The organism is Megasphaera stantonii, from assembly GCF_025567065.1.
GTDB classification, from domain to species: Bacteria; Bacillota; Negativicutes; order Veillonellales; family Megasphaeraceae; genus Megasphaera; species Megasphaera stantonii.
Genome location: NZ_JAOQKD010000003.1, coordinates 147,885 through 165,282, shown reverse-complemented (window position 1 = coordinate 165,282; position 17,398 = coordinate 147,885). Strand labels below are relative to the sequence as shown.

Genomic DNA, 17,398 nt, shown 5'->3' with positions numbered 1-17,398 from the left:
GGGGGGAGGCCCCCTGGGAGGATAGGAAGCCGCTGATTACAAAAAGAGAGCAGTGCATTGGCACTGCTCTCTTTTTGTAATCAGCATCTTCTATCCTAGCACCCAGGGCAAGCCCTGGGATAAGCAGAGAGCCAGTTTTGAAGGAGCGACAGCGACGCGCAAAACTGTGCGAATCGCTTATGTCGGACCGCTGACGTAAACGGGATATGTGACAGCAACATATGCATGCGTGCCGGTCCGACTGATAGGTACGACGACCGTTAGCAGGAGACGTGTACAATATGTATGCGTTCTTTTTTTGTATATGTGCAGCTTCCTATCCTTCCAGGTCCCTGGGATAAGCATAAGCAGGGAACACCGTTTGAAGGAGCGCAGCGACGCGCAAACGGTAGTGAGTCGCTTACTTCGAATCGGGACACATGAGATAGAGGGCTGATAGGCCTATTGTGGCAAAGGCTGCCGATTCGAAGCCCTGATGGAGATACACTAGATAGATAGACAGCGACGCGCAAACGAGTGTGAGTCACTTATGTCGGGTCCGTGCGTGAGCAGCACATGTCATGAAGAAGTATTCCTGTGTGCAGACCCGACTGATAGGTGAGACGACCGCCAGCAGGAGACGTATACAGTATGTATGCGTTCTTTTTTTGTATATGTGCGGCTTCTTATCTTTTGAGGTATGTCATACCTATGTGGCAAAAACTGTCAATTCGAAGCCCTGAGGGCGATACCCTGAACAAATAAGCACGACGCATAAAAGTGACGGATACATGAGATGACCACCAGCAGGAGACGTATACGATATGTATGCGTTTTTTTTGTATATGGGCCTTTTTATCCTTTCAGCATACATGACGACTTTTCCTATATGTCGCGCCTTACAAATGTATGATACAATGAGTTTAATTACTTGTGAATCTAACTGTCCATACAAAACAAAGAGAAAGGATAGATCATCTCCATGAAAGATAAACTCGTTATTGTCCGCGGCGGCGGCGATATTGCGACCGGCACAATCCAGGCCTTGCATCGGGCTGGATTTTCCCTCTTAGTGTTGGAAGTGGCCGACCCGTCGGCGATTCGGCGGCAAGTCGCCTTGTCGGAAGCCGTATATGATGAAACGGCGTCTGTCGAAGACCTTACGGCCCGTCTTTGCCGCAGCGGCAAGGCTATCGAGAAGGCTTGGAGCAAGGGCGAAGTCCCGGTTGTCATCGACCCTAAGGGCCGCTCTATTGCGGAGCTGCAGCCCTGGGCCGTTGTCGATGCTATTTTAGCAAAGCGGAATCTTGGTACGAATAAAGAAATGGCGCGCCATGTCGTCGCCCTGGGGCCAGGCTTTACGGCCGGCGTCGACGTGGACGCCGTTATTGAGACGATGAGAGGGCACGATTTGGGGCGCATTATATTGGAAGGACAAGCCAAAGCCAACACGGGTGTGCCGGGGCTGATCGGCGGCTATGGAAAAGAACGGGTCATCCACAGTCCGGCGGCGGGCCGCTTTTACGGTCTCGTCCGCATCGGAAGCATAGTCGAAAAAAGGCGGCCTCTGGGAGTTATTACGAAGGAAGCTTTGCCTGAGGGATATGTCCCGAGTCTGGATGACGGAGTACCTGTGCTGGCGTCTTTGACGGGATTGGTTCGCGGCTTGATTCGAGATTCCTATCCTGTCATCGAAGGCTTTAAAATCGCCGATATTGACCCGCGGCAGGAGGAAGTGAAAAATTGCTTTACCATTTCTGACAAGTCCCGCTGTATCGGCGGCGCCGTCGTGACGGCCTTGTTATGGCTGGAAGGGTGGAAAAGGCAGGAGACGGGACATGAGGGGTAATCAGACATCATCTTGCCGGGAGTATCCGTGTCTGCTGTATCGAAAGGGAGGCACAGAGGCGGCATCGGCTATGATTTCCGACGAAATCGTATGGGATCTGTGGCTGAATGGCCATTGTGTACGCCATATGACGTCGTCGCCTCACGAGCTGGACGTATTGGCCATCGGCTATTGCCTGCAGCAGGGCCTGATAGAAAACGGTCAGGCCGTTCGTGCCTGCTATGAAACTCGCGGTATATCCATTGCCGTCGTCGGCGTCAAACAGGCCTTAGCGAACAGCCGGAAAGCCATGACCGTTACGGCCGAGCAGTTATGCTCGTACGGCACGCTGCTGGACGAATTATCGGCGGCTCATCATATGACTCACGGCGTTCATGAAGGGGCTCTCGTGCAGGATGGAGTCGTCCTGGCCTATGCAGAAGACGTAAGCCGGTATAATGTGTTGGACCGTTTGGCCGGCGAAATATATCTCCGCAATATAGACACGTCGCAGGCCGTCTTGGTATTCAGCGGCCGCGTGCCGCAGCAGGTGGCGGAAAAGGCCAGCTCCCTCGGCGTATCGTGCATCGCCTCGCGGGCCATGGCGACGAGCGCCGGCATTGAAGCGGCGGCACGGCTGGGCCTTACGCTGGTCTGCGCCTTGCGGAACGAATCGCTCCGCGTCTTTGCTCATGAAGAACGCATTCTTGTTAAATAATACAAAATAAAGACCTATGCAGCCTTTGACAGCGTGCATAGGTCTATTTTGTATCGTTATATTCGCCGCAGCAGCAGGACGGGAACTTCCGCTCTCTCGGTCAGCGGCGGCGAGTGTTTGGGGCGCAGGGCCAGGGCGTTTGCCGCCTTTATCCCCAAGAGGGCACTGGATGTGACGACGTGGTTCGGCGTGAATACCGGCTGGCCTTGTACAAAGGAAAGGCGTCCCTGGACGAATCGGTCTACAGGATTTTCCTTCGTCAAATTTCCGTTCAGCTGGCAGGTTACGACGGGGAAATCGCCGCGCTTTTCGCCGCGGAGCTGCCGCAGCACCGGGACGGCCAGGAGATGAAAGGCGTTGAATGCTGCTGAAGGATTTCCCGACAGTCCCAGGACGGGCACGGCGTTGCCGCCCTTCCGTTCGATGAGGCCGCCGTACGACGCCGAGCCGGGCCTCATGGCGATGCGCCGGTATAGCTCTCTGGCTCCCAGATGCTGAAAGAGCTGAGGCATGGTGTCGTACAATCCGACGGAAACGCCGCCTGTCGACAGGATCAGGTCGGCGTCGGCAGCCAGCTCCCGTACCCGCTTTATTTCCGAAGCCAGCCTTTCCGGCGCGTCGCTGACGTGGCAGAAGGCGACGCTGCGGATTCCTTCATCGCGCAGCAGCTGCTGAAATAGATAGGCGTTGGAGTTGTATATCTGGCCGTATTGCCGTTCCTCACCGGCCATGACGAGTTCCCGTCCTGACGTGACGAGGAGTACCCGGACGTCTTTATACACGGGAATCGCCGTATTTCCCATAGCGACGGCAACCGATACGGCTCCGCCTGTCAGGTATGTTCCCTGGGGCAGGAGTACTCCGCCGGATTGGCATTCCTCGCCGATGGGAATGATATTGTCGCCGGGCTGGGGAATGGTCGTCAATTCGATCGTATTTCCCCGACGGAGGACGGACTCCTGCATGACGACGGCCTGACAGCCGTGCGGCACGGCGCAACCCGTCATGAGGCGCACGGCTTGCCCGGGAAGGACGGGCTCGTCATAGTGATCGCCGGCGCCGATGGTGGCGACGACCTCGTAGGAACGCTCCTTTCCGTTCAGGCAGAGAGCGTACCCGTCAAAGGGAGATTTCCGATAGGGCGGATAGGGATGAGCTGCGCAAATGTCGGCGGCGGCAATGCGGCCCCAGGCCGTATCGGGCGGGACATATTCTATTGTATGCGTCGTATGAGCCAGTACGCCGCGCCATAGGGCGGCGGCTTCGGCCAGCGTGAGGGCGTTCATGATGATACTCTCCTGTCACATATATCAGGTGTTCTTTTTCTTTTTGCGGGGAGGCGGCGGCTCAAACAGGGAGAGAGCTTCCGTCGGGCAGGCGTCGATACAGGCCGGCGTCCCTTTGATCGTATTGGCGCAAAGGTCACATTTTAAGGCCACCAGGCGGAAGGAACGGCCCTGGGTGTTGCCGTGGACGATTCGGGTCATCGTAATGGCCCCGAATGGGCAGGCCCGGGCACATTTGCCGCAGCCCCGGCAGGCGTCCTCGTCGATGACGATAGTGCGCTCGCCGAAAAAGATGCAGTTGAAGGGGCAGGCTGCCATGCATTGCGGATTGGCGCACTGCATACAGTGGATGGGCTTGGTGACGTCGCTGGTGCGCACGATGCGGATGCGCGGCGTAAAATCGTAGCTGTCCGGCTCCATGGAAAAGATGCGCTTGCCCGTATGGCTGACGACGCAGGCGGCCATGCAGGTATTGCAGCCAATGCATAGAACCGGGTCGACTTTGACGTGTTTATACATGGTTTTCTCCTTTGACGGATACGCCCATGCGGGCGCGGATTTCTTCGTACCGCCGCTTGATGAACAATTCGGCGCCTTTCTGGTTTTGGATTTTTTCGATGCGGCAGGCGCAGTACTTGAATTCAGGCGTGCGGCTTTTCGGGTCGAGGACCGACGTGGTCAGCTCGTTGCAGGCTCCGATCCACCATTGGTAGGTCATGTACGTCGAGCCGGGAGATACGCGGTCCGTCGGCAGGCAGCGGGTAATCGTATGGCCCCGCGGCGAGACGACATTGACCAGTTCCCCTTCCGTAATGTCCAGGTTCCGGCAGTCCTCGGTGTTCATGGCGATGTAGCCCGGCTCGTCGGCCAGGCCGGCCAGGACGCGGCAGTTGCCGGTCATGGTGCGGACCGAATAATGTCCTACCTCGCGGACCGTAGCCAGCGAAAAGGGATATTCGGCGTTTTCCCGTTCGCGGACCGGCGTATAGGGATAGTAGTAGAAATAGCCTTTGTGGTCGGCCGTGGCGAAATGGCCGCCTTCATGGAGGATCGGCGTGCCCGTGTCGGACGGGTCTTCCGACGTACAGGGCCATTGGACACCGTGGTTGGCGGCGATTTTTTCATAGGTCGCGCCGGTAAATTTGGGACATAAGCGGCGCATTTCATCCCATATCTGCTCCGTGTCGGCGTAGTGCATGGGATAGCCCATGGCCGTTGCCAGGCGGCACGTGATGTCCCAGTCGGTCAGGCAGCCCTCTTGGGGCTCGACGAGCTTGCGGACGCGCTGGAAGCGGCGGTCGCACGACGTGTACACCGCGTCGTGTTCGCCCCAGGCCGTAGCCGGGAAGATGACGTCGGCGTATTCGCAGGTCTTGTTGAAGAAAATATCCTGCACGATGACGAAATCGATGTTGGACAAGGTTTCCCGGACTTCGGCCAAATTCGGGTCCGATTGGGCCGGATCTTCGCCGACGATGTAGTAGGCGTGAATTTTCTTGGCCGGATCCGTTTCTTCCAACACGGCGTGGGGGACCTGGGTCAGCATCATGCCGGGCTTAGACGGCAGGGGACGGCCCCAGGCCTTTTCAAATTTCTGCCGCACCTGCGGATCGGCGACAGGCTGATAGCCGGGATAATTGTTGGGCAGCAGGCCCATGTCGCACGTGCCTTGGACGTTGTTCTGACCGCGGACAGGGCCGACGCCGGAGGCATGGCGGCCGTAATTTCCCGTCATGAGGTTTAAGTTCGAGCAGGCGATGACGCATTCTACGCCTTGGGAAAACTGCGTTACGCCCATGCCCCACAGGGTGATAGTATGCTTCGACGAAGCAAATAGGCGGGCAGCGGCGCGGATGTCGCCGGCAGCCAGGCCTGTGGCGAGGGAAACCGCTTCAGGGGCGTATTTTTTCTGTGAAATTTCCGCCGCATATTCCTCGAAGCCCGTCGTGTGGGCCTTGATGAAATCGTGGTCTACCAGGTCCGACGTGACGATGACGTGGGCCATGGCGTTGAGAAACAGCATGTTGGTGCCGCCCTTGATGGGCAGGTAAATATCGGCGATGCGGGCCGTTTCGGTCTTGCGGGGGTCTACGCAGATGATCTTGCAGCCATTCTTCTTGGCCCGTACAATGCGGCGGGCGACGATGGGATGGGACGCCGGCCCGTTGTAGCCGATGTTGAAGATGACTTCTGCATCTTCGATTTCGGGGATGTTGATAGACATCGCCCCTTCTCCTACGGACTCACCGAGCCCGGCAACAGATGGAGCGTGTCAAACGCGGGCGCAGTGGTCGACGTTGTTCGTGCCGACGACGGCGCGCATGAATTTCTGCATGATATAGGCCGCTTCGTTTCCCGGGCCGCGGGCCGAGCCGGCGCCCATGACTGTATCGGGGCCGTAGGCCTTGATGATGGCCTTGAGCCGTTCGGCGGCAAATTGGATAGCTTCGTCCCACGATACTTCGACGAGGGGAGAGCTTTTGCCGAATTTGCGGATCATGGGCTGGCGCAGGCGGCGGGTCAAAATCTGTGGGTCGTTGAGATAATCCCAGCCGTAGAGGCCTTTCAGGCACAGGCGGCCTTCGTTGTTGACGCCGTCGGGAGAGCCTTTGGCTTCGACGACGCAGTTATGTTCCGTATCGACGGTGCAGTCGATGACGCAGCCTGCGCCGCAGTACGGGCAGACCGTAGTAATCGTTTTATAGGCTGACATAGGCAGTTCCTTTCTTACATAGTAATGCTTAATATATCTATTTTAGTATTCTCAGCGAGAATATGCAAATACTTTGTCGCAGCACTGTCAGGATGTGGTCAGGTATAAGATATAGCTGTAAAGGCTGTCGATGTGTGCCGGCGCGATATAGCGGAAGGAAGGATCGCTGCCGTACCCGATTACAGCTGTGATGTGGTCGGGACGCATTGGCGGCGGCTCTGGGCCGTCGATGTAGAGGACGGGAAAGGGGCCGTGGCTGCGGCTTTCGACGATGGCTACATCGGCGGCCATCTGCTGGGCCAGACGCAGGAGGGCCTCTTCTTTGCCTTCGCCGTCGGCCATGTCGTCGGGACTGCAGAGTAGAGTTTGGACTGCGCCGGCTTGGGCGGCTCTGTCCGTATCGGAACCGATTTTTTCCCGGCAGCGGCGATGGTGAGTACTCTTGACGTAGGCGACGGCATAGCCGCGACGCGTCAGCTCGGCGATGACCTGCACGGCGAGGCTGGTCTTGCCCTCTCCCGAGCGGGCGGCGGAGAGTGAGACGACGGGGACGGCGCGGCGGCGGTTGGCGTCGATGGCCAGGGCGTCCTTGTAAGCCGACGGCGTGTTGATGTTTTCATATAGAATCAGCGCGCCTGCGTCGTCGAGGATGCGGACAGCCAGTGCGTCGGCAATGGATAAGACGCGGCGTTTTCCCGCGGCCAAGGCTGCCTGCACGGCTTCGAGAGCCGCCTCTCGCTTGTATATGGCGGCCAGAGGCTGAGGCCTGTTTTCGGACATAGGAAGGAATAGGTCGACCAGCGATGTTTGAGACAGCTCCGGCAGGAGCCGCTTCACAGGAGAGAAATCGTAAAAAGGCAGGTCGACGGACAAGACGAGGCAGTACGAGCAGGTACAGGCGCGGAAGGCCGCTTCCATGCCGCCGAGGGGACCGCAGCCTTGGAAACTGTCAGCGACGACGATAATGCGTGCAGCCAGATCCGGCGGAAGGGAGGAAAGGTCGGGAGTCCTATTGGCCGAGACGACGATTTCATCAAAGGCGACGCCTTGGCTGCGCAGCAGCAAATCAGTTAGCAGCGTCGCGCCGCGCCACGGCAGGGCCGCCTTGTCGCGTCCCATGCGGGAGCTGCGGCCGCCGGCCAGGATGACCAGGCCGAGTGAAACGGTACGTGTTGTATTCGTCAAGACAGATTCCCCCTTTGCGTTTTTCATGTAGTATGTCTATAGTACTATAAGATGCGGAAAAAGGGAAAGATAGAGTATTACAGGATACCTGTATGGCTATATGACTAAAATGTCTTGCAAAAGTATTGCGTACACCTCTAAAGTCGTAGTAAAATTATGATATATCGTAATTAAATGTAACAGAATGGGGGTGAACGAATATAAAACCTGTCCGGTTCCGTAGGCAGGAATGCCAAACAGCTGCACATCATACCAATCGGTATAATTATGTGAAACCATATACGGTGGGGGGGGGGGGTACGAATTATATAATAGATGTGACCTGAAAACGCAGGGAGTTTTTGCCCTGTTGTATATAGCATATCCATACAGGCAGAGCGCAAGTTCTGCCGTTTTGTCGTGCCATTTTCCCGAAGCATACCCTTTGTCATACGGAGGACAGCTGCGTATGTAAGTAGTTTTTTAGGTATGCAATAGCATTTGCTAAGGAGGAAAATAGCGTGAAAGAAAAGCAATTACGAAAGGCCGTGCTGCTGGGCATGGCCATGAGCATGGCCCTTTGGACGACGGGCATGGCGATACCAGAACTGGTCCCTACGGAGGACGTATATGATACTGAAAAGTATTATATTGACCAACAAGAAGGGACGGATGGATATGTTCTTGTTGATGTAGATGGAAATGATAAAACGATTATAGGAAGTTTTGTAAGCCCGGGAGAAAAAGAAGCTGTTGTTATTAAGGGGGGGCCCTTACCATTAGAAATAGTAAAGAGAGTGATGCATCTATCTATCTTACAGATGTCATAGGGAGAGACGTAAAAATTAGTACTGTTGGAGGCCATATTATTAATTCTGCTGAGAGCGGTATGCGGACTCAAAATACTACTGATGCTGATGATACGCATACAATTAGTTTAACGGCATCTGATATTGGGAGCAATCTTATTTATTTTAATCAAGGTAATTCAGAAGGTGGTAATGGGATTACTATAGAAGATCACGCGGATATACAATTAAATGCGGAGAATGGTACCAATATGATTACGGATCAGGGTATAACTTCTGATACGCTAACTGCTAAGGAGAACCAAGAGGACGGCGGAGATGGGATTAATTTAGCTGAAGGGAATAGCGGCAAGGTTTTGTTATACGGGAAGGACAACGTCATTAACGTAACCAGTGATGGTATTTATACGGGAAAGAATAACGATGAGCTTGTAAATCAAGATGACTATGCGGTGAAGTTGCACGCAATGGAAAACAATACGATTCAGTCAGGAAATAACGGGATTGATCACCGTGATAATAGAGACGTTGTAATAGAGGCAGGAGTAAGTAATAGCTTTAAGGCCGATGATGGTGATGGCGTTCGCCTTGAAGGTAAGGGCACTATTAGCGTAATAGGTGGGAAGAATACGATTAATGCTGGTGATGATGGCGTTAATATGCATAGCAAGAGTGATGATGGGACGGTCATTATTACTGCTAACGAACAAGGCAATTCGATTAGCGGCGTTAATAAGGACCTTCATGTAGAAGCCGGTGCTCTGACAGTTATGGCTAATAATAGCAGTAATACAATTACAGGTAATACGGCTGTATATCTAAAAGGGAGCGGCCATGTTGTTATTCAAGCAACGGCGGCAAATAGCAATGGTATATCTTTATTGGACAACTTCTCTGAATTAGATAATAAGTTAGTAGGCGAGAATGTCGGGGTTGATGCTGCTGAGCAAGATGAAAACGACAATGGTGTTATCGATATTATTGCTGATAACGATAATATTATCACCGGCAGCCAGGCTGGTATTTTAGTAGAACAAGAATATGATAGTAAAGTTAATGTACAGGCAGAAAACGAGAACATTATTGGTAAATCTGCCACATATATTGATGAAACAACTGGTCAAGAATATACGGTAAACGACAGTGAAATTGGTATCAATGCCCAAAACGGTACAGTCCATGTTACGGCCAAATCTAAGAATGCTGTAGTTGGGACCCAAACGGCTATTTCCGCAGGCGCAAATGCAATTACAAGTGACGACGGAAGTATTGTAACAAGCGCCACGAAGAGTACGGTAACGTTGTCGGCGGCGCAAAACGATATTTCTGCGGGTCAAACTATCAATGGCAGCTTTGGCGACGGCATGGCGATTTCTTCTATACAAGGCAGTCAGGTATCATTACAAGGGAATCAGAATACATTGTCCGGGTCACTTTTTGCTAGTGGCAACGAGTCGAAAATTAATGTACAAGGACAAACAGATGGAATCCAATCCCGGATCAATACATTCTATTCTGCGTCGGATATTGACAACGCTGGCGATTTGAAAAACGATAAAAGCAACAAATTTAATGATACTGATGTTGTTTCATCTTTATATGCAGAATACGGTGCGAATATTACCGTATCTGGCGATTGGAACGAATTTAGAACGTATGCTAAAAATCCAGCTGATGATAAGACTTTAGAAAGAACAATTTGGGCTTATGAAGGCGCGAATATTGAAATCAACGGCAGTACGCTTATTAGTACGGACCGGTACGCAGAAACGTCTGCACTTCAGCCCCATAACAGCGCGGACATTGCTATTGCTGCTGGTACGGCTGTAAATCTAGGGGAAGAAGATTTCAATACTCCGATTGAAGACGGAGAGAGGGCTAAAGTAACGTTGAATTACGGCGCAGGCAGTTCTATTACCGGTGATGTGTTGTCGGCCTATGCCGGAAAAGTAGATATTGCGCCGCAGGCTGCGACGACGAGAAGCAATTCGGCCGGTATTTCTATTACGGGCAACCTTCTTGCCGGTAACAACGGCGTGCTGAATGTCAACCTCGGCAACGGCGGCTCGTTGGTAGGTCGTACGGATGATTATGGTGATGCCAACGATACGATTGTAAATGACGAGCATATCCAGTTCTTCAACCCGGCGTTCAGCAGTACGATTTATCGCGGCGGCGAAGTCAACCTCACGATGGGCAGCGGTTCGTATTGGGCTGTCACGGGGCAAAGCTGGCTGACCCAATTGGACGGCGACGGCGGTACGATTGACATGCGCAATCGCAATAATGAAGATACGACGTCTCATGCCGTACACGTCGATACGATTAGAGGAAACCATACCTTTGTTATGGACTTGAACCATGATAACCATAACGTCAGCGATATGCTGTACATCAAAGACCCGAATGCCTCGGCAGGAGAACAAACCGTATTTATTAACCGCCTTACGGGTGTGGAAGACATGGCTGACGGAGAAAAAATCCGTTTCGCCACGGTAAACGCCTCGACGGATAAATTATCTTTCGTAGGCCAGTATGAAGGCGAAAATGGATATGAAAAATATGAAAATAAAGCGCGCGTTATGATGCGGGATATCGGTGTCATGGATATGGCTCTTACTATTGAAAATGAAAAATACACGACGGCCGACGCGGAAAATACGGGCTATAATGGCACTGAATTTACAGAAATGAAACCAGGCGATGAATATGTAGATGAAACGTATACTGATGGTACGAACTGGTATTTAACCCGTACGTCGTCTGGCGATACGACGTCTGACGCTGGTAAGACCGTTGTAGCTATGTCACGTGTCAACTACTCCAACGCCGTATACATGGACTGCCTGAACAAACGCATGGGCGAAGCTCGCTACATCGACGGCGACGAAGGGCTTTGGGTTCGTATGCGTCATGACCGTATCGGCAAGTCCGATGCCTTCCGCAGTATGAACACCATGATGGAACTGGGCTACGATACGCGGGTGAACGACCGCGAAGACGGTGAACACCGGCAGGGCGTGGCCATCGACTACATGCGCGGCACGGCGGACTACAAGAACGTAGCCGGTGAAGGCGACGTTCGCCGCGGCGGCATCTGGTTCTACGATACGTGGCTGGGCAATAAGGGCCATTACACGGACTACGTATTGAAGTTCGGCAGACTGTCCAACGATTTCGAACTGTACACGAGAACCCTCGGCGAAAAAGTCACCGGCGACTACAGCAACTTTGTCTACTCGGCCAGCGCCGAATACGGTCGCAAGAAAGACCTGGGCAATAACTGGTACATCGAGCCTCAGGCCCAGATCCAGTACGCTCACGTCACCGATGCTGACTACACGACGAGCCAGGATACGCACGTCCAGCTCGACGCCATCGACAGCTTGATTGGCCGCGTCGGCTTCCGCCTCGGTAAGGACGTCGGCGAAAAGAGCACCTTCTACATCAAGGCCGACGTGCTCCATGAATTCCTCGGCGATCAGGACATTGAAGCCCGCGACGCCACAGGCCTCCTCAGCACGACCTATGAAAACGAAGGCACGTGGTATGACATCGGCCTCGGCTTCTCCCACCAGTTCAGCAAGGGCACCTATATGTACCTGGACATGGAAAAATCCATCGGCAACGACAATGAAGACACGTACCAGTTCAACTTTGGCATGAACTGGAAGGTCTAAGGAGCAGTGGAACGGGAAGCGAAATGCCCGGTCTGCGGCAAGGTCTTTACGGCGCACCGCGCGACGGAGCGGTACTGCAGTGCGTCCTGCCGGCGCTACGCCTACCGCCATCGGGACGAAGCGCCGCCGTCTCAGCGAGCCGGAGGAAAGGTGCTGCGCTCCTTCCGCTGCATCCGCTGCGGCAAGTGGGTCGTCGTGACGCAAGGGGCGGATAAGCGGAGAAAATTCTGCTCGCCCCATTGCGAGCGGCTGTACTGGAAACATTCCAAAAACGTGGAGTCCCAGCCCGTACAGCACGCCTTCCGCTGCCGGAACTGCGGCGTCCTCGTGGAAATACGGGACGCCAAGGACAGGCGAACGGCCTTCTGCAGCGCCGATTGCCGCAAGCAATGGTTTTCCTTGCATAGAAAAAACGTACAGACCTACAGGGTAACACCGTAAATAAGACGGCGTGTAAAACGCCCGGACAAGTTGATTGTCCGGGCGTTTTCGTTTATACTGGGTATAGAGTCCGATATTCGTATACGAGAATAACGATAAGGAGAATTTTATGATGGAAGAGAGCGAATTGCACTGCAAGGTGACGGTGCGTATCATGGCCGATAAAAAAGCCTTTGGCCCCGGCGTGGCGGCTCTGCTGCGAGGTGTGCGGGACTGCCGTTCCCTGCAGGGCGCGGCGCGGCAGATGGATATGTCCTACTCCAAAGCCTGGACGGTCATCCGCGAGGCTGAGCGTATCTGGGGATTTCCCCTGACGGAATGCCGCGTCGGCGGCAGGCGCGGCGGCGGATCGGTCCTGACCGTTCAGGGAGAGGAAATACTGCGGCGGTACGACGACATGGAGGAAGCGGTCAAAGCCGTGGCGGAGGAACAGTTCGACCGCTTTTTCAGCCGCAGCGAGCTGGAAAAACTAAGAGCAGGAGAGGTGGAGCTATGAAGAAACTCAAGACGGAAGAAGCGATCGGTCACGTATTGTGCCACGACATTACGCAAATTATAAAGGGCGTGTCCAAAGGGCCCGTATTCCGCAAGGGCCATATCATTCGGGAAGAAGATATTCCCGTTCTGCTGTCTGTCGGCAAGGAGCACGTATATATATGGGAGTGCGACGACTCGATGCTTCACGAAAACGATGCGGCGGCCATACTGCGGGACATTTCCCTGGGAGTGAATATGCACGCTACGGAGGCGAAGGAAGGGAAAATCGAGCTCGTCGCCGACTGCGACGGCCTGCTTACGATTCGCCGGCAGGGACTGCAGGCCGTAAACTCTTTAGGAGAGATGATGATCGCTTCGCGTCACGGCGGCTTTGCCGTCAAAAAAGGCGATGTGCTGGCAGGGATGCGGGTCATTCCCCTAGTAATTTCCAAGGAAAAGATGGAAGGGGCTAAGAAAGCGGCTGGAACGGAGTCCTTGTTTAACGTCGCGCCCTTCACGGCCAGGACGGCCGGCGTCGTCACGACGGGCAGCGAAGTGTATAAGGGCCGCATTGCCGATACGTTTACGCCGGTCATCAAAGACAAGCTGGCCGAATACGGCATCGCCGTAACGCAGCACGTCACGCTGTCTGACGACCCGGTGGCCATTACGGCGGCGATTCAGGATATGCTGGCTCAGGGCGTCGATATGGTGTTCTGCACGGGCGGCATGAGCGTAGACCCCGACGATCAAACGCCGCTGGCTATCAAGAATACGGGGGCGCGCATCGTGTCGTACGGTGCGCCGGTGCTGCCGGGGGCGATGTTTTTGCTGGCCTATATGGACGATGGCCGCCCCGTCCTCGGCTTGCCGGGCTGCGTCATGTACAGCAAGCGGACGATTTTTGACTTGGTTTTGCCGTCGCTGGCTGCCGGCGTGGAAATCAAAGCCGATGAGCTGGCGCGCCTCGGCGAAGGTGGGCTGTGCCTGAACTGCCCCGTATGTACCTTCCCGAACTGCGGTTTTGGAAAATAGGAGGAACTATGGAACGGTTTACCCATATAGACGATAAGGGAAACGCCGTCATGGTCGACGTGAGCGGTAAGGCTGCGACGGCGCGAGAAGCGACGGCGGCCGGGCGCATCGTCATGAGCCGGGAATGCTATGAGGCGGTAACAGCCGGAAACATTGCCAAGGGAGACGTCCTCGGTACGGCCCGCGTCGCCGGCATCATGGGGGCGAAGCGGACGAGCGAGCTCATCCCGCTGTGTCACATATTAAATTTAAGCAAATGCGCTGTCGATTTCATCTTTCACGACGAGGAAGGAGCCATCGAATGCCGCTGCACCGTCAAGTGCCAGGGGCAGACGGGCGTGGAAATGGAAGCCCTGACGGGCGCGTCGGCGGCTCTGCTTACGATATACGATATGTGCAAGGCCGTCGATAAGCGGATGGTGATTAGGGATATTCATTTGCTGGAAAAAATCGGCGGCAAGAGCGGGTATTTTTCTTTTGACGGACAGGATGACCTATGATAGATACATTAGGACGCCGTATCGACTACCTGCGCATTTCGATTACGGACCGCTGCAACATGCGCTGCCGCTACTGCATGCCCGACGGCATATCCGCCGTGGGGCACGGCGACGTCCTGCGCTATGAGGAAATCGTCGAAATCTGCCGGGCGGCTCTGCGCGTCGGGATTACGAAGTTCAAGGTCACAGGCGGCGAGCCCTTCGTCCGCAAGGGAGCCGTCGGCTTTATACGGGAGCTGCGGAGACTTCCCGGCGTTGAGTCCGTGACGGTGACGACGAACGGCTGGCTGTTGCCGCAAGTGCTGCCGGAGCTGCGGCGCATCGGCATAGGCGGCGTAAACATCAGTCTGGACAGCCTGGACAAGGAGCAATATCAGGCTATTACGGGCGTCGACGCCTTGCCCGAGGTGCTGCAGGCGCTTCGGCAGTGCGCGGCGTTGGGCTTGCCGACGAAAATCAACGCCGTCCTGCTGGCTGATACGAAGGAGCAGCTTGCGCCCCTGGCCCGCCTGGCAGAAGAGCTGCCGGTGGACGTGCGGTTTATCGAGCTCATGCCCATTGGCTGCGGCGCATACCAGCAGGGCGGCAGCGCCGACGAGGCCTTGGCGGTCCTGCGCGGCGCCTATCCCGATTTAGCGCCCCTGCCGATTCGACGGGGCAACGGCCCGGCGGCGTATTACGCCAGCCGCAGCTTGAAGGGATATATCGGGATGATCGCGGCTAATTCGCATGTCTTCTGCCGACAGTGCAACCGCCTGCGGCTGACGAGCACGGGGTTTTTAAAGCCCTGCCTCTGCTATGACGACGGCGTGGATTTACGGGCAGCTGCCCGTTCCGGCCAAGGGGAAGGCTTGCTGGCGCAGGCCATAGAACAGGCCATACTCCGCAAGCCGGCCCGGCATTGCTTTGGACAGGGCCAGGCCGTGACGGAACGAAAGGCTATGAATGAAATTGGAGGCTAGTATGGGAATTGTAAGAGCTGTTTGTACGAGCAAGGTCAAGGGGACGCAGAAGCGGCCGGAGCCCTTTGTCCGTTGTCTTGTGAATTGGGGGATTGAAGGCGACGCCCACGGCGGCCCTTGGCACCGTCAGGTAAGTTTGTTGTCTCTGGAAAAAATAGAAGAATTCCGCCGCCGCGGCGCGCCCGTATCGTACGGCGATTTCGGCGAGAACATCGTCGCCGAAGGCATTGATTTTTCGTCTCTGCCTGTAGGCACGCTGTTTCGATGCGGCGACGTCTTGCTGGAAATGACCCAGATCGGCAAGGAATGCCATAGCCACTGCGCCATTTATCAGGCCGTGGGCGACTGCATCATGCCTCGTGAGGGCGTCTTCGCCCGGGTGCTGGAAGGCGGCGTCATCCGTCCCGGCGACGAAATCGTCGTGGAACCGCGGCGGGGAAAGAGGCCCTATCAGGCGGCGGTGATTACCTTGTCCGATAAGGGCAGCCGCGGCGAGCGCAAGGACGAAAGCGGCCCTGTCGTCGCCGAAGCGCTGCGGCAGCGGGGCTACGACGTCGCAGAGGAGCTGCTGCTGCCCGACGGCATGGAGCCTCTCAAAAAGGAATTGATGCGGTTGGCCGACCAGCGGCAGCTGGATTTGATTTTGACGACAGGCGGCACGGGATTCGGGCCGCGGGATATGACGCCCGAAGGGACTCTCGCTGTGGCGACGCGGCAGGCTCCGGGCATCGCCGAGGCTATGCGGGCCGCATCCCTGGCCGTGACGAAGCGGTCCATGCTTTCCCGGGCTGTCAGCGTCATTCGCGGCAAGACCCTTATCGTCAACCTGCCGGGCAGCCCCAAGGCCTGCCGGGAATGTATGGACGTTTTTTTAGATACGATTCCTCATGGACTGGATTTGCTCCGCGGCGACGGCGGAGAGTGTGCCCGATAATATGCGCAAGCAAACGGAAAGGATGAAGAACGTATGAAGTGGAAGACTGCCTTAGGTATGATAACGCTTCTCGTGAGTGTTGCCGTATTGGCCGGCTGCGGTGCTGAGAAACAGGGGGCAGCGGAGCAAGGGAAAACGAAGCTCACCGTCTTTGCGGCGGCCAGCATGACCGAGACGATGAACGAAATCGCCAAGGCGTATCAGCAGGAGCATCCCGATGTAGAAATCGTCTATAATTTTGACTCGTCAGGGACGCTGAAGCATCAGATTCAAAACGGCGCGGCCTGCGACGTATTCATTTCGGCGGCCCAGAAGCAGATGGACCAGCTCGATGCGTCGAAGGATGAACGGGCTAATCCGGAACGGCTGGATTTTGTGCTTCCGGGGACGCGGATTGATTTGCTGGAAAACAAGGTCGTTTTAGCGACGCCGGAGGGAAATCCAAAGCAGATTGCCAGCTTCGACGACATGGCGCAGAAGCTTGAAGACGGCTCCATCCGCCTGGTCATGGGCAACAGCGACGTGCCCGTAGGCCAGTATACACAGAAGATATTGGCTTATTACGGGCTAGACGAACAGGCTATTGCTGAGCAGGGCCGTATCACGTACGGTTCGAACGTCAAGGAAGTCACGACGCAGGTCAAGGAAGGCAGCGCCGACTGCGGCGTCATTTACGGCACCGACGCCTACAGCGCCGGCTTGAAGCCCGTCGACGAAGCGACGAAAGATATGTGCGGACAGGTTGTCTATCCGGCGGCCGTGTTGAAGACCAGCGCCCATCCGGAGGCGGCCAAGGAGTTTCTGGCCTATCTCCAGAGCGAGCAGGCCATGGCCGTCTTTGAAGGCGTCGGCTTCAGCCGGGCGGGGTAAGG

Annotated in this window: 15 protein-coding genes; 11 read left to right on the top strand and 4 right to left on the bottom strand. The window is 55.3% G+C overall.

From position 1 onward, the window contains the following. Positions 1-961 precede the first annotated feature (961 nt). Together yqeB and OCV58_RS03580 are read left to right on the top strand one after the other, a co-directional pair. Positions 962-1,828 carry a selenium-dependent molybdenum cofactor biosynthesis protein YqeB gene (gene yqeB, locus OCV58_RS03585; protein WP_154876975.1) on the top strand — a complete coding sequence of 289 codons (867 nt, stop codon included), beginning with the start codon at positions 962-964 and terminating at the stop codon, positions 1,826-1,828. Positions 1,829-1,898: 70 nt separating this feature from the next. Then, complete coding sequence (locus OCV58_RS03580) at positions 1,899-2,525, top strand: formate dehydrogenase accessory sulfurtransferase FdhD (RefSeq protein WP_267312780.1); 627 nt, start codon at positions 1,899-1,901, stop codon at positions 2,523-2,525. Positions 2,526-2,581: 56 nt separating this feature from the next. Here OCV58_RS03580 and OCV58_RS03575 read toward each other — a convergent pair whose 3' ends face one another. From OCV58_RS03575 to OCV58_RS03560, 4 genes are all read right to left on the bottom strand, one after another. Further along, positions 2,582-3,811 carry a molybdopterin molybdotransferase MoeA gene (locus OCV58_RS03575; protein ID WP_154876973.1) on the bottom strand — a complete coding sequence of 410 codons (1,230 nt, stop codon included), beginning with the start codon at positions 3,809-3,811 and terminating at the stop codon, positions 2,582-2,584. 24 nt (positions 3,812-3,835) lie between these two features. Continuing rightward, entirely contained in the window at positions 3,836-4,330 is a 495-nt protein-coding gene (locus OCV58_RS03570) for a 4Fe-4S dicluster domain-containing protein (protein ID WP_107195844.1), read from the bottom strand. Then, the gene (fdhF, locus tag OCV58_RS03565) at positions 4,323-6,524 is read right to left on the bottom strand and encodes a formate dehydrogenase subunit alpha (RefSeq protein ID WP_154876972.1); all 2,202 of its coding nucleotides are present in this window, start codon (positions 6,522-6,524) and stop codon (positions 4,323-4,325) included. Before fdhF ends, OCV58_RS03570 begins: the two co-directional genes overlap by 8 nt. A gap of 87 nt (positions 6,525-6,611) precedes the next feature. After that, positions 6,612-7,709 (bottom strand): molybdopterin-guanine dinucleotide biosynthesis protein MobB, encoded by a 1,098-nt coding sequence (locus OCV58_RS03560; RefSeq protein ID WP_267312779.1) that lies wholly within the window; start codon positions 7,707-7,709, stop codon positions 6,612-6,614. 500 nt (positions 7,710-8,209) lie between these two features. Between OCV58_RS03560 and OCV58_RS03555 the strand changes: the two genes are divergently transcribed. From OCV58_RS03555 to modA, 9 genes are all read left to right on the top strand, one after another. After that, positions 8,210-8,518: a hypothetical protein gene (locus OCV58_RS03555; RefSeq protein WP_154876970.1), complete on the top strand. Its 309-nt coding sequence runs from the start codon at positions 8,210-8,212 to the stop codon at positions 8,516-8,518. 1,523 nt (positions 8,519-10,041) lie between these two features. Beyond that, positions 10,042-12,177, top strand: coding sequence for an autotransporter outer membrane beta-barrel domain-containing protein (locus tag OCV58_RS03550; RefSeq protein ID WP_267312778.1), 2,136 nt, complete (start codon positions 10,042-10,044; stop codon positions 12,175-12,177). A 6-nt stretch (positions 12,178-12,183) separates the two neighbouring features. Further along, positions 12,184-12,618, top strand: coding sequence for a hypothetical protein (locus tag OCV58_RS03545; protein ID WP_154876968.1), 435 nt, complete (start codon positions 12,184-12,186; stop codon positions 12,616-12,618). A gap of 109 nt (positions 12,619-12,727) precedes the next feature. After that, a complete protein-coding gene (locus OCV58_RS03540; RefSeq protein ID WP_267312777.1) occupies positions 12,728-13,114 on the top strand; it encodes a winged helix-turn-helix domain-containing protein in 387 nt (128 codons plus the stop codon). Then, the gene (locus OCV58_RS03535) at positions 13,111-14,130 is read left to right on the top strand and encodes a molybdopterin-binding protein (protein ID WP_154876967.1); all 1,020 of its coding nucleotides are present in this window, start codon (positions 13,111-13,113) and stop codon (positions 14,128-14,130) included. The genes OCV58_RS03540 and OCV58_RS03535 overlap by 4 nt, the downstream gene beginning before the upstream one ends. Before the next feature lie 8 nt (positions 14,131-14,138). Beyond that, positions 14,139-14,630: a cyclic pyranopterin monophosphate synthase MoaC gene (gene moaC / locus OCV58_RS03530; protein WP_154876966.1), complete on the top strand. Its 492-nt coding sequence runs from the start codon at positions 14,139-14,141 to the stop codon at positions 14,628-14,630. Continuing rightward, positions 14,627-15,592 (top strand): GTP 3',8-cyclase MoaA, encoded by a 966-nt coding sequence (gene moaA / locus OCV58_RS03525; protein ID WP_154876965.1) that lies wholly within the window; start codon positions 14,627-14,629, stop codon positions 15,590-15,592. Before moaC ends, moaA begins: the two co-directional genes overlap by 4 nt. A gap of 1 nt (position 15,593) precedes the next feature. Then, complete coding sequence (locus OCV58_RS03520) at positions 15,594-16,526, top strand: MOSC domain-containing protein (RefSeq protein WP_154876964.1); 933 nt, start codon at positions 15,594-15,596, stop codon at positions 16,524-16,526. 33 nt (positions 16,527-16,559) lie between these two features. After that, a complete protein-coding gene (gene modA / locus OCV58_RS03515; RefSeq protein WP_154876963.1) occupies positions 16,560-17,396 on the top strand; it encodes a molybdate ABC transporter substrate-binding protein in 837 nt (278 codons plus the stop codon). Positions 17,397-17,398 lie beyond the last annotated feature (2 nt).

What these genes read in the sequence shown, in the direction of transcription:
- moaA (WP_154876965.1), top strand. Translation starts at nt 14,627, where the DNA reads ATGATAGATACATTAGGACGCCGTATCGACTACCTGCGCATTTCGATT.
- OCV58_RS03580 (WP_267312780.1), top strand. Translation starts at nt 1,899, where the DNA reads ATGATTTCCGACGAAATCGTATGGGATCTGTGGCTGAATGGCCATTGT.
- OCV58_RS03570 (WP_107195844.1), bottom strand. Translation starts at nt 4,330, where the DNA reads ATGTATAAACACGTCAAAGTCGACCCGGTTCTATGCATTGGCTGCAAT.
- yqeB (WP_154876975.1), top strand. Translation starts at nt 962, where the DNA reads ATGAAAGATAAACTCGTTATTGTCCGCGGCGGCGGCGATATTGCGACC.
- OCV58_RS03520 (WP_154876964.1), top strand. Translation starts at nt 15,594, where the DNA reads ATGGGAATTGTAAGAGCTGTTTGTACGAGCAAGGTCAAGGGGACGCAG.
- modA (WP_154876963.1), top strand. Translation starts at nt 16,560, where the DNA reads ATGAAGTGGAAGACTGCCTTAGGTATGATAACGCTTCTCGTGAGTGTT.
- OCV58_RS03540 (WP_267312777.1), top strand. Translation starts at nt 12,728, where the DNA reads ATGATGGAAGAGAGCGAATTGCACTGCAAGGTGACGGTGCGTATCATG.
- moaC (WP_154876966.1), top strand. Translation starts at nt 14,139, where the DNA reads ATGGAACGGTTTACCCATATAGACGATAAGGGAAACGCCGTCATGGTC.
- OCV58_RS03575 (WP_154876973.1), bottom strand. Translation starts at nt 3,811, where the DNA reads ATGAACGCCCTCACGCTGGCCGAAGCCGCCGCCCTATGGCGCGGCGTA.
- OCV58_RS03535 (WP_154876967.1), top strand. Translation starts at nt 13,111, where the DNA reads ATGAAGAAACTCAAGACGGAAGAAGCGATCGGTCACGTATTGTGCCAC.